This window comes from Actinomadura litoris (assembly GCF_009733595.1).
GTDB classification, from domain to species: Bacteria; Actinomycetota; Actinomycetes; order Streptosporangiales; family Streptosporangiaceae; genus Spirillospora; species Spirillospora litoris.
This window is the reverse complement of record NZ_WOFH01000011.1, coordinates 256,568-275,836: the sequence shown is the minus strand read 5'-3', so window position 1 is coordinate 275,836 and position 19,269 is coordinate 256,568. Positions and strand designations below refer to the sequence as shown.

Below are 19,269 nucleotides of genomic sequence, written 5' to 3'. Positions count from 1 at the left end.
TCGGGAGCCGGTCAGGGGGCGGGGCGGGCGTCACGTCCAGCCGAAGTCCTGTGTCCACAACGGGCCGCCCCGGCCCGCCGCCATGCCGACGCCGATGGCGCGCAGGTCGCAGTTGAGGATGTTGGCGCGGTGGCCCGGGCTCTTCATCCAGCCGGCCACGACGGCGGCGGCGGTCGCGTACCCCTTGGCGATGTTCTCCGCGCCGGGGCTCGGGTATCCGGCGTCCTCCATCCGCTTCCAGGGGCTGTCGCCGTTGCGCGAGGTGTGGTCGAAGTAGTTGCGCGCCGCCATGTCGGCGGAGTGCCTGCGGGCGGCCCTGGCCAGCCGCGCGTCCACGCGCAGCGGCTTGCAGCCGGCCTTCGCGCGCTCGGCGTTGGTGAGCGAGGCGACCGTCGCCACGGCGCCGCCGCCCGCCAGCCTCAGCGGCGGCGTCTCGCTGGGCGCCGGCTTCGCGGTCTCGGACGGCCGCCGCGTCGGCCGCACCGGCGCCCGCCTCGTCCGGGTGGGCGTCGGCTTCGAGGTCTCCACCAGCGCGGGCGTGCTCGCGCGGGGCCGCTTCGGCGGCTTCGTCGTGCGCTGCATGCCGGTCGGGGTGGGCGCGACCGGCGTGGAGGACGGCGCGGCGGCCGCCGTCGGCTCGGACCGCAGCTCGGGCAGGACGAACCGGTCGAGCGCCACGCCCGTCCCGACGGCCAGCGCGGACGCGGTGACGGTGACGCCGAGGGCGATCATGGCCCTGGTCCCGGTGCGCCTGCGGCGGGGCGGCGGCGGGACGGGCGGACGCGAGTGCCGGCCGGCGGAGGGCGGGGAGCCGGAGGGGGAGGAGGCGGGGTGCCGGGGCTCGTGGCGTCCGGCGGACGAGCCGGGTCTGCGGGGAGTGGACAGCGGGGGCTCCCGGGTGCGGGCCGGCGCGTGCCGGCGTGGACCGGTCGGGCGCACCTTATCCCGTTATAGGCCCGAAAACCCGTAGATCAAGCAAAATGGGCGACCCCGGCCAAGGGGGGCGGCGTATTTGCTCTAGCCCTGGCGACTGGGTATTCTGCGGGTTTGTTGTGTGTGTAGACGCCTGCCCGCAGGGCGGGGGGTCGAACGCGAACGACGAGCCGGTGTGTCCCCGTGTGAACGCGCGGTCCCCGGCGTCCCGGAGCGCCTGGTCGGATGCAGACCTCTGATCGGCGCGAGCAGGATATCCGCTGTGAAGTCGACGAGAAACGAAGGCCTACGACCGTGCGCACGTACACCCCTAAGCCCGCTGACGTCCAGCGTCAGTGGTACGTCATCGACGCGACCGATGTCGTGCTGGGCCGTCTCGCCAGTCAGGTCGCGCAGCTGCTTCGGGGCAAGCACAAGCCGATCTACGCGCCGCACCTCGACACCGGTGACTTCGTCGTCATCGTGAACGCCGACAAGGTGGCGCTGACCGGCAACAAGCTGGAGCAGAAGCGCGCCTACCGGCACTCGGGATACCCGGGCGGCCTGCGCTCGGTGGCCTACGCCGACCTGCTGGCCAAGCACCCGGAGCGGGCCGTCGAGAAGGCGATCAAGGGCATGCTGCCCAAGAACTCCCTCGGCCGGAAGATGTTCGGGAAGGTGAAGGTCTACGCCGGTCCGGAGCACCCGCACCAGGCGCAGAAGCCCGTCCCGTTCGAGATCACCCAGATCAGCCAGATCAAGAAGTAGGCCCGCGCACGCGCGACCGCGTGCACGGAAGAACAGACGTGGCCGCCGGGGCACCCGTTGATGCGGGCCAGCCGCCCTGGCTAGAACACCAAGGAGAACCGTGGACGAGTCCACCGGCACGGAGGCGCCCGCCGAGGGCGCCGAGTTCGACTCCTACGAGGACGCACCGTCCGAGTACAGCACCGAGACCCCCGAGGGCGCGGGCGAGAGCACGATCGGCCAGCCGATCGCCACCGGCCCCTCCGCGGGCACCGGCCGCCGCAAGCAGGCCATCGCGCGGGTCCGGATCGTCCCCGGCAGCGGCCAGTGGAAGATCAACGGCCGCACCCTGGACCAGTACTTCCCCAACAAGGTCCACCAGCAGATCGTGAACGAGCCGTTCGTGCTGCTGGGCCTTGAGGGCCAGTTCGACGTGCTCGCCCGCGTCAACGGCGGCGGCACCACCGGCCAGGCCGGCGCGCTGCGCCTCGGGATCTCCCGCGCGCTCCAGTTCGCGAACATCGAGCACCGCCCGGCGCTGAAGAAGGCCGGGTTCCTCACCCGCGACGCGCGCGTGCCCGAGCGCAAGAAGGCCGGTCTCAAGAAGGCCCGCAAGGCTCCGCAGTACAGCAAGCGCTGATCGACCCGGCCCAGGCCGGTCCGAGCCGCCGTATCCCGCCAGCGCGGGGTGCGGCGGCTCGCCCGTGTCCGGGGTTTCCGTTCTGCGCCGCTCATCCGTGTCTCGCCATATCCGGCTTGACGCGACTCCGGAGGGGCGCGCCCGTTAGGTTTGATCGACAGCCGGATCCGGGCGGCGTCGCGCGGGACGTCGGCTCCGGAACATATGCGGATCTTGTGGACATCTGGGACGGGGCCCGGCGCGGCCCTTCTCGTCTCTATCGGGAGAGTTGAACTGTGGGTCGTCTGTTCGGGACCGATGGCGTGCGCGGGCTCGCCAACCGTGATCTGACCGCCCGGCTCGCCATGGACCTGTCCGTCGCGACGGCGCGGGTCCTGGGCGAGGAGGGCGCGTTCCGGGGGCACCGGCCGCTGGCGGTGGTCGGGCGCGACACGCGGGCCTCGGGGGAGTTCCTGGAGGCCGCGGTCGTGGCGGGCCTGGCGAGCGCGGGCGTGGAGGTGCTGCGGCTCGGCGTCCTGCCGACCCCGGCGGTGGCGCACCTGGCGCACGCGCTGGACGCCGACCTCGGCGTGATGCTGTCGGCCTCGCACAACCCGGCCCCCGACAACGGGATCAAGCTGTTCGACCGCGACGGCTTCAAGCTGCCCGACGCCATCGAGGACCGCATCGAGGCGGGCATCGGCGCGCCGTGGGACCCGCCGACCGGCGCGGGCGTCGGCCGGGTGCGGGAGGCGCACGGCGCGGTCGAGCAGTACGTGGCGCACCTGATGACGACGCTGCCGGTATCGCTGGACGGGCTGCGCGTCGTCGTGGACTGCGCGAACGGCGCGTCCAGCGACGTGGCGCCCGAGGCGCTGCGCCGCGCGGGCGCCGAGGTGATCACGATCGGCGCCGCGCCGGACGGCCTGAACATCAACGCCGGGTGCGGGTCCACGCACCTGGAGGCGCTCCAGGCCGCCGTCCGCGAGCACGGCGCGGACGCGGGCATCGCCAACGACGGCGACGCCGACCGGTGCCTCGCGGTGACGGGGGCCGGGGAGGTCGTGGACGGCGACCAGATCATGGCGATCCTGGCGCTGGACCTGCGGGAGGCGGGCGCGCTGGCCGGTGACACCGTGGTCGCGACCGTGATGTCGAACCTCGGCTTCAAGCTCGCGATGCGCGCGGCGGGCGTCACGCTGGTCGAGACCGCCGTCGGCGACCGGTACGTGCTGGAGGCGATGAAGGACGGCGGGTTCAACTTCGGCGGCGAGCAGTCCGGCCATGTGATCATGCTCGACCACGCGAGCAGCGGCGACGGCGTGCTGACCGGGCTGCACCTGCTGGCGGCGATGGTGCGGCGCGGCCGTCCGCTGGACGAGCTGGCCAAGGTCATGAACCGGCTGCCGCAGGTGCTGATCAACGTCCGGGACGTCGACAAGGGGCGCGCGAAGACCTCGCCGGAGCTTGCGGAGGCCGTCGCGGCGGCCGAGGCGGAGCTGGGCGACACCGGCCGGGTGCTGATCAGGCCGAGCGGCACCGAGCCGATGGTGCGGGTGATGGTCGAGGCGGCCGCGCAGGACCAGGCGCAGGCGGTGGCCGAGCGCCTCGCGGGCGTCGTCCGCGCCGCCCTGGGCGGATAGCGGCCGCCCTGGGCGGCTAGCGGACCAGGTCGTCGATCTCCAGGCGGCCGACCTTGAGGTGCCCGATCTCCACGGTGCCCGCCTGGAGGTGCTCGACCACCGCGCGCTTGATCACGAGCTTGCCGATCGCGACGGCGCCGACCGCGAGCGCGCCGACCGCCACCGAGCCGAGCGCGAGCGAGCCGAGGCCGGTGCCGAGGCGCAGCGTGAGGCCGGTGGCGGACGCGCCGGTCACCTCGGCGCCGGTCGCGCGGGCGCCGACGCCGCGCTCGGTGCGCACGCGCGGACGCTCCGCCGCCTCGCCGTGGACCTGGCCGTTGGGCGACGCGTCATGGTGTTCGCTGCTCATCCCCCGATCCTAGGGTCAGCACCGGGAGAGGAAGCTCCTCAGGGCGTCGTGGTCGGAACGCGTCACGGGCAGGTCGTACTTCTTGGCGACCGCGACGTACTTGACCGCGTAGGCGCACTGGAAGCCCTTCTGCGGCTTCCACTCGCCGGGCCCCGAGTCGCTCTTCTGCCGGTTGGGCACGCCCCAGACGGCGAGCAGGTTCGCGTGGTCGTTGGCGAACCGCTCGCGCTGGTCCTCGCCCCAGCGGGAGGCGCCCATCCGCCAGGCGAGCGCGAGCGGGTAGACGTGGTCGATCTGCACCTCGGCCGCGTCGGACTTGCTGAACGTGATCTCCTTGCCGCTGTAGGGGTCGTGCAGGCGGCCCGCCAGGACGACGCACGACCCTTTCTTCCGCACGTCCTCCATGTCGCGGGCGAGGACGTCGTTGCGCTGGTCGCAGCCGTTGTGGTCGGTGTCCTTCCAGCGCGTCCCGAACCGGTCGCGCTTGTAGCCGCCGCCGTCGCCCTCGGACGCGACCCGCAGAGAGGACAGATCCCGCCCCGAACCTTTCGTGCCCGGCGCCGCCGACGGGGAGGAGGTGTCGGACAGCCCGACCTTCCCCTCGCAGCCGCTCACCGCGAGGACGGCCAGCACCGTCCCCGCGATCGCCACCTGGTTCCGCCACGCCATACCGCCACCACCCACGTTTTTGTTGTGCTTTGCCCGTTAAGTCCGCGATAAACGATCACACTGTACGACCAGCGGTGGCGCGTTTACGGCACGATGGACCGCGTGCTGCACCTCAGAGCGATCGTCCCGGCGGATCGCACCGACGACGCCTGCGAGGCGCTCGCCGACTGCGCCGGAGCCACCAACATCGTCGTGATCCCCGGCGCGGCGCGCTCCCCCAGCGGCGACCTCGTGCTGAGCGACATCGCCCGCGAGTCCGCCAACGAGGTGCTCGCCGCCCTCCAGGCCCTCGACCTGGAACGGGACGGCTCGATCAGCATCGAGAAGATCGACCTGTCGCTGTCGGACGCGGCCGAGCGCGCCGAGGAGCGCGCCCCCGGCCACGGCGACGACGCCGTCGTGTGGGAGGAACTCGACCGGCAGGTCAGCGAGGGGACGGCGCTGACCTGGTCGTTCGTGGCCTTCCTCGCGCTGGCGACCCAGCTGGCCGCGATCGCGGCGCTGATCGACTCACCGGTGCTGGTGGTCGGCGCGATGGTGCTCGGCCCGGAGTTCGGCGCGGTCGCGGCGATCTGCTACGGGCTGACGCGGCGGCAGCCGTGGCGGATCGTCGAGGCGCTGCGCGCCCTGATCGTCGGGTTCGCGGTGGCGATCGCGATCACCTACGCGTGCGCGGTCGTGAGCCGGTGGACCGGGGTGATCGAGACGTCCCGGCTGCCGGACGACCGCCCCCTCACCGCGTTCATCTACAGCCCCGACCGCTGGTCGTTCATCGTCGCGCTGCTCGCGGGCGCCGCCGGGGTGCTCTCGCTCACCGCGGGCAAGTCCTCCGCGCTGGTCGGGGTGTTCATCTCGGTGACGACCGTGCCCGCCGCCGGGAACCTCGCGGTCGCGCTCGCGCTCCGGCACGGCAGCGAGATCGACGGGTCGCTGCTGCAACTCGGCGTCAACTTCGCGGGCATGATCATCGCCGGGACGGCGACGCTGCTCCTCCAGCGCCTGATGTGGAGGCTCGTGCTCCACAGGAAGGGGCGGGCTCCCGCCGGCAGGGGAACCTAGGTCGACCGCATGTCGGACCTTCGGCCGTACCGCGTAGCACCTAAGGGTGACGTGCGCCGGCGGGCCAGGCGCTAGGTTCGGGGTATGCCGATCATCGCCACCCAGGGGCTGACGATGAGGTTCCCCCGGGTGACCGCCCTGGACGACCTCTCCGTGGCCGTCGAACCCGGGGTCGTCGGGCTCGTGGGCGCCAACGGCGCCGGCAAGTCGACGCTCATCAAGATCCTCCTCGGCCTGCTGCCGCCGAGCACCGGCACCGCCTCGGTGCTGGGCATGGACATCGCCCGCGAGGGCGTCAAGATCCGCGAGAGCGTCGGGTTCATGCCCGAGTACGAGTGCCTCCCGCCGGACGTGTCCGCCACCGAGTTCGTCGTGCACATGGCGCGGATGTGCGGGCTGCCGCCGACCGCCGCCCGCGAGCGCGCCGCCGACACCCTCCGCCACGTCGGGCTGTACGAGGAGCGCTACCGCCCGATCGGCGGCTACTCCACCGGCATGCGGCAGCGGGTGAAGCTCGCGCAGGCGCTCGTCCACGACCCGAAGCTCGTGTTCCTGGACGAGCCCACCAACGGCCTCGACCCGGCCGGGCGCGACGAGATGCTCGACCTGATCCGCCGCATCGGCGCCGAGTTCGGCATCAGCGTCCTGGTCACCTCGCACCTGCTGGGCGAGTTGGAGCGCGTCTGCGACCACGTCGTCATCATCGACGGCGGGAGGCTGCTGCGCTCCCAGGCCGTCGAGGCGTACACGACCGAGAGCGGCGTCCTCACCGTCGAGGTCGACGAGGGACGCGACGCCCTGCACCGCGTCCTGCACGAGCACGGCGCCGCCGTCCGCGCCGAGGGCCGGTTCCTCGTCGTCGACATCGCGGGGGAGAGCACCTACGACCTCGTCCGCGACGGCGTCGCGGAACTCGGGTTGCGGCTGATCCGGATGGAGCAGCGCCGCCACCACATCGAAGAGGTCTTCCAGGAGACGCCCGCCGCGCCTGGTCCGCCCGGCGCGAACGTCCCGAACCTCCCGCAGGGAGCGCCGCGATGAGCACCAGCACGATCCACGACATCGGCTACCGGCACTACGACGGCCGCCGCAACGGCCGCGCCTACGTGCTGCGCTCCCTGTACGTGCACAGCCTGCGCGCCGCGTTCGGCCTCGGCCGCCCCGCCCGCGCCAAGGTGATGCCGTTCATCCTCGCGGCGATCATGATGCTGCCCGCCGCCGGCTCGGTCGCGGTGTTCGCCGTCACCAAGGAGGAGGACGTGCTGATGCGCTACTCCTCCTACGCCCCGACGCTCCAGGTGATCATCGCGATCTTCCTGGCGACGCAGGCGCCGGTGCTGGCCTCGCGGGAGCTGCGCTTCCACGTCGTCCCGCTGTACTTCTCCCGGCCGGTCGGCCACCTCGACTTCGTGCTGGCGAAGATCGCGGCGATGACCAGCGCGCTGTTCGCGCTCATCGCGGTGCCCGTCACGGTCCTGTACGTCGGCGGCCTCGTGACGAAGGTGCCGCACTCGGCCGACCAGCTCGGCCGCTACCTCGCCGCGCTGGTCGGCTGCGCGCTGTTCGCGCTCGTCCTCGCCGCGATCGGGATGGTCGTCGCGGCGTTCACGCCCCGGCGCGGCTTCGGCGTCGCCGCCGTGATCGCCGTGTTCATGCTGAGCAGCACGCTCGTGCTGGTCGTCCAGGGCATCGCCGAGAGCGAGACCAACTTCACGCTCTCGGGCTGGGCCGGGCTGTTCGCCCCGTTCAACCTGGTCGACACCGTGCAGGTCAGGCTGCTCAACGCGGAGAAGTCCTCGGTGCAGGTGGCGCCCGGTCTGAAGGGCGGCGTGGTCGCGCTCGCCATGTGCGCCGCCATCGTGTTCGGCTCGGTCGCGGTCCTGTACCGCCGGTTCCGGAAGGCTGGCCTGTCGTGAGCGAACTGCGACTGGACGCGGTGTCGCGCTGGTACGGCAACGTCGTCGCCGTCAACGGCGTCTCGATGACGGTCGGACCCGGCGTCACCGGGCTGCTCGGCCCGAACGGCGCGGGGAAGTCCACGCTGATCCACATGATGGGCGGGTTCCTCGCGCCCTCGTCCGGGACCGTCACGCTCGACGGCGCCCCGATCTGGCAGAACCCGGGCATCTACCGCAGCCTCGGGCTCGTCCCGGAGCGGGAGGCCGCCTACGACTTCCTCACCGGCCGCCAGTTCATCCTGGCGATGGCCAAGCTGCACAAGCTGCGCGACCCGGCCGCCGCCGCGAGCCGCGCCATCGGCCAGGTCGAGATGGACTACGCCGCCGACCGGACGATCGGCAACTACTCCAAGGGCATGAAGCAGCGCATCAAGATGGCCTCGGCGCTCGTGCACGACCCGCCCGTCCTGCTGCTGGACGAGCCGTTCAACGGCATGGACCCCCGGCAGCGGCTCCAGCTGATGGACCTCATCCGCCGGATGGCCGAGGAGGGCCGCACGATCCTGTTCAGCTCGCACATCCTGGAGGAGGTCGAGCGGCTCGCCAGCCACATCGAGGTGATCGTCGCCGGGCGGCACGCCGCGTCCGGGGACTTCCGCAAGATCCGCCGGCTGATGACCGACCGGCCGCACATCTTCCTCGTGCGCTCCTCCGACGACCGGCGGCTCGCCGCCGCGATCATCGCGGACGGCTCGGCGCGCAGCGTCCAGCTCACCGACAAGGGGCTCCAGGTCGAGGCCGTCGACTTCCAGCGGTTCACCTGGCTGCTCCCGCAGGTCTCGCGGGACGCGGGCGTCCGGCTGTGGGAGGTCTCCCCGGCCGACGAGTCCCTGGAAAGCGTCTTCTCCTACCTGGTGGCCCGATGAACAGCACCATTGCCATGATCACGTTCCGGGCGATGCTCGGCCGGCGCCGCGCGCTGCTGCTGCTCGCGCTGCCGCTGGTGCTGCTCGTCCTCGCGGCGGTCCTGCGCTACACCGGCAACAACGACCTGGACATCTCCGCCGACGTCCTGCAGAAGTTCGGGCTCGCGACGCTGCTGCCGCTGCTCGCGCTGATCGCGGGCACCGGCGTGATCGGCCCGGAGATCGACGACGGGCAGATCATGTACGTGCTGACCAAGCCGATCCCCCGGCAGGTCGTCGTGCTCACCAAGCTGGCGGTCGCGATCGTGCTGGTCGCGGTGTTCGCGGTGGTGCCGACGCTGCTCGCGGGCATGGTCCTCACCGGCTCGACGGCCGGGATGGCGCCCGCCTTCACGGCCGGCGTCCTGGTCGGCGGCGTCACCTACAGCGCCGTGTTCGTGGCGCTCGCGGTCGCCAGCCGCAACGCCGTCACGATCGGCCTGCTGTACGCGCTGGTCTGGGAGAGCCTGCTCGGCAACTTCGCCCCGGGCGCGAAGTCGGCGTCGATCCAGCAGTGGGCGCTGTCGGTGACCGACGCGATGACCTCGGCGACGCCGGTCAAGTCCACGGTGGACCTCGCGGTCGCGGTCCCGCTGCTGATCGTCGTCAGCCTGGGAGGCACCCTGCTGGCCGCCTACCGCCTCCGCTCCCTCTCCGTGGCCCACGCCGAGTAGAAGGAGCCGCCATGGACGCCCTGACCGGCCTGGGCCTCGAAATCTGGGCATGGCGCGCCGCCAGGCGACCGCAGACCGGCGACGACATCGACCGCCTGGAGCGTCCCGCCGGGTGGGTGCCGGACTTCTCCGCGGCGGCGATGGAGGCGAGCCTCGACGCGCTCGCCGGGTTCGAGCGCCGCCGGCGGGGCCTGCGGGACGGCGACGCGCCCGTCCCGGCCCAGGTCGACTGGTACCTGCTCGGGTCGGTGCTCGCGCGCGCCCGCTGGGAGCTGGAGCGCTACCCGCTGTGGCGGACGAACCCGCGCTTCTACGTCGACCAGTCGGTCGGCGTGCTGTTCGAGGCGCTGCTGGCCCCGCCGCCGTTCGGGGAAGGGCGCGCCGCCGACCTGGTCGCCAAGGCCGCGTCCATCCCCCGGACGCTGGAGCACGCGCGTGCCAACCTCGACGCGCCCGCCGCCGAGCTGGCCGACTTCACGATCCGCCAGCTCGACCCCATCGGCGGCCAGTTCGCGGAGGTCGCCGAGCATCTCGTCCCGCTGCTGCCCGCCCCGCACGCCGACCGCATGCGCGGCGCCCTGACGGACGCCGCGGCCGCCCTCGGCGACTACCGCGAATGGCTGCGGACGCGGCGCCCGTCCATGGGCCCCTACCGGTCGCCCGGCCCGGACGCGGCGCGCCACTTCCTCGGCGCCGTCGCGCTCACCCCGTTCACCCCCGAGGAGATGGTCGCCGTCTCCCGGCTGGAGGCCGAGCGGGCACGCTGGCTGGAGCTGGTCGAGCGCAACCGGGGCGGCGAGGACCCGCCCGTCCTCCCCGACCGGTCCACGCAGATCGCCCGCGAGGCCGACGCCCACCGGCGCCTCACCCGCTTCCTCGACGAGCAGGGCCTGCTCTCCCCGGCCGGGGACGTGGGCCGCTACCTGTTCGCGCCGATGCCCGGCTACCTGGCGCCGCTCCAGCACCTCGGCGTGCCGCACGACGTGACGGGCCCGTCGCGTCCGTCGGCGAACGCGTTCCGCTACATCGAGGAGCCCGGCCCGGCGCTCGGTGGCTACGACCGGCTCCAGGCGATCGACCCGATGGTGGCGCTGTTCCACGAGGGCGTGCACGCCGACCAGCTCGCGCGGTCCTGGCACCACCCCGACCCGCTCCGCCGGTTCTTCTACGACTCCGGGCCCGTGGAGGGCATCGCGTTCTACCACGAGGAACTCGTACTGCGCGCGGGCCTGTTCGACGCCGACCCGTTCCTGCGGCGGACCGCGCTGGACATGATGGCGATCCGCGCCCAGCGGGTCGAGGCCGACGTGCGGCTCGCCGTCGGCGAGTTCACGCTGCCGGAGGTGGAGGTCTGGCAGCGCGAACGCTTCGGTTCGTTCGAGGCGGAGGGCGAGGTCGAGCAGGTCGAGGGCTCGGCCGCCGACCTGGCCGAGACCCCGCTGCGCGCGCTGACCTACCAGATCGGCAAGACCCAGCTACTCCGCCTGATCAACGACGCGCACCGCCGCCAGGGCGACGCCTTCGCCCTGCGGACCGTCCACGACCGGCTGTGGAGCAACGGCAACGTCCCCCTCTCCCTGCTCCGCTGGGAACTGCTGGGCGACCGCACCGAACTGGACACCGCCGAGGCCATGGGCTAGCTGCCGGGCGCTCCGGTGAGGCGGGTCAGCTCCGCCAGCAGCTCGGAGGCGGTGACCTCGTCCAGGTCTGCGAGGAGGCGCTCGCCCTGGCCGTAGGACGTTCTGGCGAGCGCGACCACCCGGAGTTCCTGCTCGGCGTACTCGTCCGGGGCGACGGCGCGGACGCCCGGGTCCAGTTCGATCACCAGATGGCTGTTCTCGGCGAGTTCCCGCGAGACGTGGCGGTGGAAGCCGCCGGTCTCCTTCGGGCCCAGCTTCCAGCCCCGGTCGACAAGGCCGAGGATCGCGCCGAAGTGGACGCTCGCGCCCTCGAACCGCTCCAGCCGCGCCGCGTCCCGCTCCTTGGCGGTGAGGGCGTGGACGGGGCGTCCGAGCTGCGGGAACGGCTGGAGGATCTCGTAGTCGGCGAACACCTCCGCCCAGGCGTCCGGGGCGGTGAGGCGCAGCGGGTGCGGCAGCTCGACGGGCGCGGAGATCTCGACCGCGTCGTCGCGGACGTCGGCGAGGCTGCGGTCCTCGGCGACCCGGAACTCGACCTCGCCCGACCTCCAGACGAGGCGCCGTGCGATGTGCCACATCAGGGGATGGGCCAGGAACAGGGCCCGGAACTCCTCGGGCGTCCACCGGCGGCCCTTCACCATCGCCGCTTCGAGCCGCTTGATCTGCTCGGCGGCGACGGTCCTGGCCTCCTTCTTCAGCTCGGTGAAGCGCTGGTGGGCGGCCGGGGCGAGGGCGGCGTCGTCCCTCACACCGGGCTTGGGGAGGGTCTTGCGGCGCTTGCCGTCCTCGCCCGCGACGAACGGCTTGAGGTGCTCGTCGAACCCGACCGTGAAGCGGCGGGGGCCGTAGTCGAGCGTGAGACCGCCGGAGGCGTCCAGGCCGAGGTCGGGGACGAGCAGGTCGGCGAGCTGCTCGGCGTCCAGGCCGCGCCTCTGGGCGATGCCGTCGATCAGCGACTGGCTGTGGCGGCGGATCCGCCGCTGGTCCTTCGCCTTCTGCGCGAGCCGGTGGAGCTGGCGGAGCGCGCCGTCGGTGCCGATCGAGGTGAACACGCCCAGCGCGGACGAGCCGCCGTTGTACCAGGACGTGCCCTTGTCCCAGCGCGCGACGATCGGGCCGAGCCGCGCGGCGGTCCGGTCGTCGCCGAGGAGGCGCAGCGCGTACTCGACGCCGGGCGACGTCCAGCGCGGGCGGGTGTCGTCGGCCTCGTAGAGGGCCCAGGCGAACTCGGCCAGCGACTCGGGATCGCAGGCTTTCACGACCCGCTCGACGCCCGCGTACGGCTTCTCGGGCGTCGAGATCAGGAACATCGTGACCAGGTTCCGGACGGCGGCCTCCGGCAGCGCGGACTCCCGTCCCGCCAGCAGGACGGGCGGCAGCGCGGCCACGTCGAAGCCGATCTCCGGCAGCGGGCTCGGGTACCGGTCGAGCGGGTCGATGCCGAGCGACGCGACCGCCCGCACCACCTCCTCGCCGTAGGGGCGGACGGCCTCCAGCACCGCCTCGCCCCCGTGCGCGTCCGCGACGGAGCGGACGTGGACCTCGGCCCGCTCGCGCTTGGGCCCGGGGCGGCGCACCAGGTCCGGGACGATCAGCGCGATCGCGGCCGGGCCGTGCTGGACGAACCAGTCCTTCGCCGGGTGGCTGTAGGAGTTGTCCTTGTGCTTGAGGCAGAGCTGGGCGATGTGGGCGTCGAAGAAGGGGTACAGCGCCCAGAGGTTGTCCTGGTGGAGGACGAGGGGCAGCGCGTCCAGCTCGTAGCGGGCGACGATGCCGCGCAGCGCGAACGTCCCGGAGAGGTCGGCGTGGTAGCGCTCGTCGGCGAGCAGGGCGCGGCCGTGCTCCTCGGGGCCGTGCAGGAGGATGTCGAAGGCCGACTGGCGGCGGCGGAGGCGCTCGCCTTGCTGGATCGTTCCGTCGGCGAACGACGCGGCGGCGGCGTCCCAGTCGGTGTCGCCCAGCGGCGGGTAGTCGGCGCGGCCCTTCGCGAGCCACTCCTCCCGCTGGCCCGGCGCCCAGTGCACCGTGGTCGCGACCCGGGGAGCCTTCAGGCCCTTGAGGACGACCGGCTCGGTGTCGCGCGGCGCCCCCTCGGACCAGGGCGGCTCCACCAGCAGCGGCGGCACGGACTCCAGCGGCGCTTCGGGGGGTGTGTGCGACATCTCTCCTGTTTCCCTGGGACGGCCCGGCCTCGTGATCGCGGGTTCGACTCGCGGACGGACGGGACGGTTCCCTGGAAAGCCTGTCAGACCCCTCAGATGCGGCGCAGCCGGACGCGCTGGACGGCGTGCTCCCGGTCCTTGTGCAGGACGAGCGTGGCCCGCGCCCGCGTCGGCAGGATGTTGGAGACGAGGTTGATCTCGTTGACGTCCCGCCAGACCCGCTGGGCGAACGCGGCGGTCTCGTCCTCGTCGAGCTCGTGGGCGTACTTGTGGAAGTAGGAGCGGGGGTCGGTGAAGGCGGTGCGGCGCAGCGCGAACAGCCGGTCGACGTACCACTGCCGGATGTCCTCGACCCGCGCGTCCACGTAGATCGAGAAGTCGAAGAAGTCCGACACGCCGAGCTGGCCGGCGGGCGGGGCCTGGAGCACGTTCAGGCCCTCGACGATCAGGATGTCGGGCCGCCGGACGGTCTGCGTCGCGCCCGGGACGATGTCGTACTCCAGGTGCGAGTAGACGGGGATCGCGTGCTCCTCCGCCCCCGCCTTGATCGCCGACACGAACCGCACGAGGGCGCGCCGGTCATAGGACTCCGGGAAGCCCTTCCGGTCCATCATCCCGCGCTCGGTGAGCACGGCGTTGGGGTAGAGGAAGCTGTCGGTGGTGACCAACTCCACGCTCGGATGCTCGGGCCAGCGCGCCAGCAGCGTCCGCAGCAGCCGGGACGTGGTGGACTTGCCGACCGCGACGCTGCCCGCCACGCCGAGGATGAACGGCGTCGGTTGAACCTCGCCGCCGAGGAACCCGCTGACGGTGTCGCGCAGCCGCCCGTCCGAGAGGAAGAACAGGTTCAGCAGCCGGGAGAGCGGCAGGTAGACCTCCTCGACCTCGGTGATGTCGATCGGGTCGCGCAGGCCCCGCAGCGCGTCCAGCTCACCGGGAGTGAGCGGCAGCGGGGTGTTCTCGCGCAGCGCGCGCCAGGCGTCGCGGGAGAGTTCCACATAAGGGCTCGGCACGCTGTCCCATCCGCTCGTCATGGGTCGAACAGTAACCATCCACCCAGCCGGGCTTCCCGGTTTTGGCCGCCCGCCTCTTCACCGTCCGTACACGGTAGCGCCACATCTTTCGGTGACGTGCTGGTGGGGCGGGGCGGCGGCATTGCATAGGCTTGCCGTCATGTGCGGAATCGTGGGTTACGTGGGCGGCAGGCCCGCGCTCGACGTCGTGATCGAGGGCCTGGCGCGGTTGGAGTACCGCGGCTACGACTCGGCCGGGATCGCCGTCCTCGCCGAGGGGGGGCTGGCGACGGCCAAGCGCGCGGGCAAGCTCGTGAACCTGCGCGGGGCGCTGGAGGACGAGCCGCTCCCCGCCGGGACGCTCGGCATGGGCCACACGCGGTGGGCGACGCACGGCGCGCCCAACGACCGCAACGCCCACCCGCACGTCGACTGCACCGGCTCCGTCGCGGTGATCCACAACGGGATCATCGAGAACTTCGCGGCGCTGCGCGGCGAGCTGGAGGAGGCCGGGCACAAGCTCGGCTCCGACACCGACACCGAGGCCGTCGCCCACCTGCTGGAGGACGAGCTGAAGGCCGGCGGCGGCCTCGCCGCGGCGATGCGGCGGGTGTGCCGCCGCCTGGAGGGCGCGTTCACGCTGGTCGCCGTGCACACCGGCGACCCCGACCTCGTGGTGGGCGCGCGCCGCAACTCGCCGCTGGTCGTCGGCGTCGGCGACGGGGAGAACTTCCTCGCCAGCGACGTCGCCGCGTTCATCGCCCACACCCGCGACGCGATCGAGCTCGGCCAGGACCAGATCGTCGAGCTGCGCCCCGGCGGGGTCACGGTCACCGGCTTCGACGGCCGCCCCGCCGAGGTGAAGGAGTACCACGTCGACTGGGACGTGTCGGCCGCCGAGAAGGACGGCCACGACTACTTCATGCTCAAGGAGATCGCCGAGCAGCCGCGCGCGGTCGCCGACACCCTGCTCGGCCGGATCGGCGCCGACGGGCGGCTCACGCTGGACGAGATGCGCATCTCCGACCAGGAGCTGCGCGAGGTCGACAAGATCATCATCGTGGCCTGCGGGACGTCCTTCCACGCCGGGCTGATCGCCAAGTACGCGATCGAGCACTGGGCCGGGCTGCCCTGCGAGGTGGAGCTGGCCAGCGAGTTCCGCTACCGCGACGCGATCTTGTCGCCGACGACGCTGGTCATCGCGATCTCCCAGTCCGGCGAGACGATGGACGCGCTGATGGCCGTCCGGCACGCCCGCGAGCAGAAGGCCAAGCTGCTCGGCATCTGCAACGTCAACGGCTCGACGCTGCCGCGCGAGTGCGACGGCGTCCTGTACACGCACGCGGGGCCCGAGATCGCGGTCGCCTCCACCAAGGCGTTCCTGACCCAGCTCGTCGCCGTCTACCTGATCGCGCTCTACATCGCGCAGGTGCGGGGCACCAAGTGGGGCGACGAGGTGTTCGCCATGGTGCAGCTCCTGGAGCGGATGCCGGAGAAGGTGGAGAAGGTCCTGGAGACCATGGAGCCGGTCCGGGAGCTGGCCCGGTCGCTGGCGGGGGAGCGGTGCGTGCTGTTCCTCGGCCGCCACGTGGGCTTCCCGGTCGCGCTCGAAGGCGCGCTGAAGCTCAAGGAGCTGGCCTACATGCACGCCGAGGGCTTCGCGGCGGGCGAGCTGAAGCACGGCCCGATCGCGCTGATCGAGCAGGGGCTGCCGGTCGTGGTGATCGTCCCGCCCCGGGCCCGGGACGTGCTGCACGACAAGATCGTCTCCAACATCCAGGAGATCCGCGCCCGCGGCGCCCGGACGATCGTGATCGCCGAGGAGGGCGACCGGTCGGTCGAGCCGTACGCGGACACGCTGATCGGCGTCCCGGCCGTGCCGACGCTGCTCCAGCCGCTGGTCACGACCGTGCCCCTCCAGGTGTTCGCGTGCGAGCTGGCGACCGCGAAGGGCCATGACGTCGACCAGCCGCGCAACCTCGCCAAGTCCGTGACGGTCGAGTAGGAGCGATCACCGCCGACGATCACCGCCGGACAGAGACGGTCACCGAGCGTACCGACCGGGCGTTGAGGGACGGGAACGACACGTCGCCGGGAACCGTGCGCCGTCCCGGCACGTCGCATGGGAAGACCCCGGCGTGTCGGGAGGTGGGCTTGTGGGAGCCCCGGAAGGACTCGGGATCGAGGCGCGCGGCGTGTCGCGGCGCTTCGGCCCGGTGCAAGCGCTGCGCGGACTCGACCTCACCGTTCCCTACGGTCAGGTCACCGCACTGGTCGGGCCGAACGGCGCCGGCAAGACGACGCTGCTGCTCATCCTCGCGACACTGCTGCGGCCGGGCGAGGGCCGGGTGCGGGTCGCGGGGCACGACGTCCGCGCCGATCCCGGCGCGGCACGCCGGGCGCTCGGCTGGATGCCGGACACCTTCGGCGTGTACGACCAGCTCACCGTCCAGGAGTACCTGGAGTTCTTCGCCGACGCCTACGGGCTGGCGAAGGAGGCGCGGGCCCGCCGGATCAGGGCGCTGCTGACCCTCGTCCACCTCGACGAGCAGCCCGGCCAGCCCGTCCACGCGCTGTCGCGGGGGCAGAAGCAGCGGCTCGGGGTGGCGCGGGCGCTGGTGCACCGGCCCCGCGTCCTGCTGCTGGACGAGCCGGCCTCCGGCCTCGACCCGCGCTCCCGCGTCGAGCTGCGCGACCTGCTGCGCTCGCTCGCGGCCGACGGCGTCGCGGTGCTGGTCTCCAGCCACATCCTCAGCGAGCTGGAGGAGATCGCCGACCGGGTCGTGCTGGTCGACCACGGGCGGACGGTCGGCGAGCACGCGATGGCCGACCTCGCCGAGGCCGCCGTCGCGCGCGTCCGGTGGCGGATACGCTCGCTGGACCGCGAGCGGCTCGCCGAGGCGCTGACGATGGCGATCGACGACCTGCCCGGCCTCGATCCGGGGCTCGGGCCCGTCCGCGAGCTGCCGGGCGGCGCCGAGGTCGGACCGCTCACCGAGACCGAGGCCGCCGGACTGCTCGCCGCACTCGTCACCCGGGGCGTGCCGGTCACCGGCCTCGCCCCGGCGGGCAGCGCGCTGGAGTCGGCCTACCTCGCCATGACCGAGACCCGGAGGTGACGCCGGGATGACGGCGCGCGGGGCCGCCCTGGTGGCGCGGCAGGAGATTCGGACCCGGCTGCGGACGGGCCGCTGGCGGGTGCTGCTCGCCGTCTGGTTCGCGGTGGTCAACGGGCTGGCCCTGCTGTTCCGGCTGGCGCTGGAGGCCGACTCCACGTCCCGCTACGGGAGCCCGGGCGTGCCGATGTTCGGCGGCGTGCTGCTCGCGGTGCTGGTGCTCACGCTGCTGATCACCCCGGCGCTGAGCGCCCAGTCGATCAACGGCGACCGCGAGCGCGGCACGCTCGCCACCCTCCAGGTCACCCCGCTCGCGCCCGGCGACATCGCGTTCGGCAAGCTCGCCGCGTCCTGGGGGACGGGCCTGGTCGTGCTGCTGCTCACGGTGCCCTCGCTGCTGTGGCCGGTCGCCGAGGGCGCGATCGGGCCGATGCGCGCCGTGGCCGTCCTGCTCGTCACCGCCCTGCTGATCGGCGTCGTCTGCGCGGTCTCGCAGGGCTGGTCGGCGCTGCTGGCGCGCAGCATCACCTCGGTGCTGCTGTCCTACCTGACGGTGTTCGCGCTGATCGTGGGGACGCCGCTGCTGTTCACGATCGCGGTCCCGATCACCTCCGAGCAGGGGGTTGACGGCTACGACAACGACCGCACCGACCGGATCTGGTGGCTGCTGGCGCCCAACCCCGTCGTCATCCTCGCGGACGCGGCGCCGAGCCTGCCCAAGCGCCGCATCATCATCGACGAGGGCGCCGGCTCCGGGGGCCATCGCGTGGACTACTACGAGGCGCCGCCGAACGACCCGCTCGGCTCGATCAGCCGCGGCGTGCGGCGGCTGCGCCTGGACGACGGCCATTACCGCCCCTCCTATGCGGAGCGGTCCGACGGGCCGCCGGTGTGGCCGTTCGGGCTGGCGTTCGACCTCGTCCTCGGCGCGGGCGCCGTATGGGTCAGCGCGTCCCGGTTGCGGACGCCGCTGTACCGCGTCCCCAAAGGCGTCCGTATCGCCTGAACACGCCGCGTCACTCAATTCCCCATTGAATTGAGAATCTCAGTCCGTGCGCAATTCTCATGCCCGGTCGAATCGGCCGCCCCTCGCCTGGGCGGCGAAAAGCCGCCATTCCGGGGCGGCGAACTCCAGGACGCCGGCGGCCTCCTCGTCCGCGCGGGTTCCGTCGCGGACACAGATCATGCCGGTGTCCAGCCGCATGACCTCGACGCATCCATTGCTGGCGCCGCATCGGGCGCTCTTTCGCCATCGGGCGGGCGGTGTCGCATCGAAACTCATTCCGGCTCCTGCCTTGAAAGTTGCATCTGCCCGCGGCCGCGCTGCCGGTGCCTGAGCACAAGGTAACAAGATCACCGGACGCGGGTGGGGAGGGGCGGGCGGGAGGGGCCGGTGGGGCGGGAGCGGCGAGGTAGTACGAGGGTTTCGGATGAGCCGACCGCGAACCGGGCCCGGAGGGGGTGTCACTCCCCTCCGGGCCCGGTTCGTTCGGCACGGGCCCCGCCTCGTCCCTCGGGGACGCGGGGCCCGCCCTCTCATGCCATCGGCGTGCCGTCAGCGCGCCGTCAGCCCAGGTCGAATTCGCCCTTCTTGGCTCGTCCGACGAAGTCCCGCCACTCTCCCCGGGAGAATGACAGAACCGGGCTCTGCGTTCCGTGCTTCGCGTCCCGTGCCCCGACGAAAAGGGACGGACCGGCCAGTGCGGCCACTTCGACGCACGTGTTGCTCGCCCCGCAGTGGGCGCTTCTCCGCCAATGCGGAGCAGGAGTGGCGAAAGGGGACACTAGGTGCCTTTCACATGG

19 protein-coding genes are annotated in these 19,269 nt (G+C 72.5%); 12 read left to right on the top strand and 7 right to left on the bottom strand.

Going from position 1 to position 19,269, the window contains the following annotated elements; all coding sequences use genetic code 11:
• Positions 1–30: 30 nt before the first annotated feature.
• Positions 31–939 carry a CAP domain-containing protein gene (locus GNZ18_RS43815; protein WP_156219739.1) on the bottom strand — a complete coding sequence of 303 codons (909 nt, stop codon included), beginning with the start codon at positions 937–939 and terminating at the stop codon, positions 31–33.
• A 288-nt stretch (positions 940–1,227) separates the two neighbouring features.
• Between GNZ18_RS43815 and rplM the strand changes: the two genes are divergently transcribed.
• The 3 genes from rplM (at position 1,228) to glmM (ending at position 3,921) form a co-directional block, all read left to right on the top strand.
• Positions 1,228–1,680: a 50S ribosomal protein L13 gene (gene rplM / locus GNZ18_RS28875; protein WP_214618242.1), complete on the top strand. Its 453-nt coding sequence runs from the start codon at positions 1,228–1,230 to the stop codon at positions 1,678–1,680.
• A gap of 100 nt (positions 1,681–1,780) precedes the next feature.
• Positions 1,781–2,299: a 30S ribosomal protein S9 gene (rpsI, locus tag GNZ18_RS28870; protein ID WP_214618243.1), complete on the top strand. Its 519-nt coding sequence runs from the start codon at positions 1,781–1,783 to the stop codon at positions 2,297–2,299.
• A 275-nt stretch (positions 2,300–2,574) separates the two neighbouring features.
• Positions 2,575–3,921 (top strand): phosphoglucosamine mutase, encoded by a 1,347-nt coding sequence (gene glmM / locus GNZ18_RS28865; protein ID WP_214618244.1) that lies wholly within the window; start codon positions 2,575–2,577, stop codon positions 3,919–3,921.
• 16 nt (positions 3,922–3,937) lie between these two features.
• Here the strand turns inward: glmM and GNZ18_RS28860 are convergent, their stop codons facing one another.
• The gene (locus tag GNZ18_RS28860) at positions 3,938–4,270 is read right to left on the bottom strand and encodes a hypothetical protein (protein WP_156219734.1); all 333 of its coding nucleotides are present in this window, start codon (positions 4,268–4,270) and stop codon (positions 3,938–3,940) included.
• A 15-nt stretch (positions 4,271–4,285) separates the two neighbouring features.
• Positions 4,286–4,939 carry an HNH endonuclease family protein gene (locus GNZ18_RS28855; protein ID WP_156219732.1) on the bottom strand — a complete coding sequence of 218 codons (654 nt, stop codon included), beginning with the start codon at positions 4,937–4,939 and terminating at the stop codon, positions 4,286–4,288.
• Positions 4,940–5,041: 102 nt separating this feature from the next.
• Here GNZ18_RS28855 and GNZ18_RS28850 point away from each other — a divergent pair, with 102 nt between their 5' ends.
• From GNZ18_RS28850 to GNZ18_RS28825, 6 genes are all read left to right on the top strand, one after another.
• On the top strand, positions 5,042–5,998 hold the full coding sequence (locus tag GNZ18_RS28850; RefSeq protein WP_214618247.1) for a DUF389 domain-containing protein: 957 nt from the start codon (positions 5,042–5,044) through the stop codon (positions 5,996–5,998).
• 84 nt (positions 5,999–6,082) lie between these two features.
• Positions 6,083–7,039 (top strand): ABC transporter ATP-binding protein, encoded by a 957-nt coding sequence (locus tag GNZ18_RS28845; protein ID WP_156219729.1) that lies wholly within the window; start codon positions 6,083–6,085, stop codon positions 7,037–7,039.
• Positions 7,036–7,914, top strand: a complete 879-nt coding sequence (locus GNZ18_RS28840) for an ABC transporter permease (RefSeq protein ID WP_156219727.1) — start codon at positions 7,036–7,038, stop codon at positions 7,912–7,914. Before GNZ18_RS28845 ends, GNZ18_RS28840 begins: the two co-directional genes overlap by 4 nt.
• A complete protein-coding gene (locus tag GNZ18_RS28835) occupies positions 7,911–8,822 on the top strand; it encodes an ABC transporter ATP-binding protein (protein ID WP_214618249.1) in 912 nt (303 codons plus the stop codon). The genes GNZ18_RS28840 and GNZ18_RS28835 overlap by 4 nt, the downstream gene beginning before the upstream one ends.
• Positions 8,819–9,535 (top strand): ABC transporter permease, encoded by a 717-nt coding sequence (locus GNZ18_RS28830; RefSeq protein WP_156219725.1) that lies wholly within the window; start codon positions 8,819–8,821, stop codon positions 9,533–9,535. The genes GNZ18_RS28835 and GNZ18_RS28830 overlap by 4 nt, the downstream gene beginning before the upstream one ends.
• An 11-nt stretch (positions 9,536–9,546) precedes the next feature.
• Positions 9,547–11,175: a DUF885 family protein gene (locus tag GNZ18_RS28825; protein WP_156219723.1), complete on the top strand. Its 1,629-nt coding sequence runs from the start codon at positions 9,547–9,549 to the stop codon at positions 11,173–11,175.
• Here GNZ18_RS28825 and GNZ18_RS28820 read toward each other — a convergent pair.
• On the bottom strand, positions 11,172–13,337 hold the full coding sequence (locus GNZ18_RS28820; protein WP_156219721.1) for a DUF4132 domain-containing protein: 2,166 nt from the start codon (positions 13,335–13,337) through the stop codon (positions 11,172–11,174). The genes GNZ18_RS28825 and GNZ18_RS28820 overlap by 4 nt on opposite strands.
• A gap of 92 nt (positions 13,338–13,429) precedes the next feature.
• The gene (gene coaA, locus GNZ18_RS28815; protein WP_156219719.1) at positions 13,430–14,371 is read right to left on the bottom strand and encodes a type I pantothenate kinase; all 942 of its coding nucleotides are present in this window, start codon (positions 14,369–14,371) and stop codon (positions 13,430–13,432) included.
• A gap of 139 nt (positions 14,372–14,510) precedes the next feature.
• Between coaA and glmS the strand changes: the two genes are divergently transcribed.
• The 3 genes from glmS (at position 14,511) to GNZ18_RS28800 (ending at position 18,472) form a co-directional block, all read left to right on the top strand.
• Entirely contained in the window at positions 14,511–16,355 is a 1,845-nt protein-coding gene (gene glmS, locus GNZ18_RS28810) for a glutamine--fructose-6-phosphate transaminase (isomerizing) (protein WP_156219717.1), read from the top strand.
• A 151-nt stretch (positions 16,356–16,506) separates the two neighbouring features.
• Positions 16,507–17,469, top strand: coding sequence for an ABC transporter ATP-binding protein (locus tag GNZ18_RS28805; RefSeq protein ID WP_312874806.1), 963 nt, complete (start codon positions 16,507–16,509; stop codon positions 17,467–17,469).
• A gap of 7 nt (positions 17,470–17,476) precedes the next feature.
• Positions 17,477–18,472: an ABC transporter permease gene (locus GNZ18_RS28800; RefSeq protein WP_156219715.1), complete on the top strand. Its 996-nt coding sequence runs from the start codon at positions 17,477–17,479 to the stop codon at positions 18,470–18,472.
• A gap of 57 nt (positions 18,473–18,529) precedes the next feature.
• Here the strand turns inward: GNZ18_RS28800 and GNZ18_RS43310 are convergent, their stop codons facing one another.
• Positions 18,530–18,748: a DUF397 domain-containing protein gene (locus GNZ18_RS43310; RefSeq protein WP_156219713.1), complete on the bottom strand. Its 219-nt coding sequence runs from the start codon at positions 18,746–18,748 to the stop codon at positions 18,530–18,532.
• Between the two features lie 284 nt (positions 18,749–19,032).
• Complete coding sequence (locus GNZ18_RS28790; protein WP_214618256.1) at positions 19,033–19,251, bottom strand: DUF397 domain-containing protein; 219 nt, start codon at positions 19,249–19,251, stop codon at positions 19,033–19,035.
• Between the last annotated feature and the right edge of the window lie 18 nt (positions 19,252–19,269).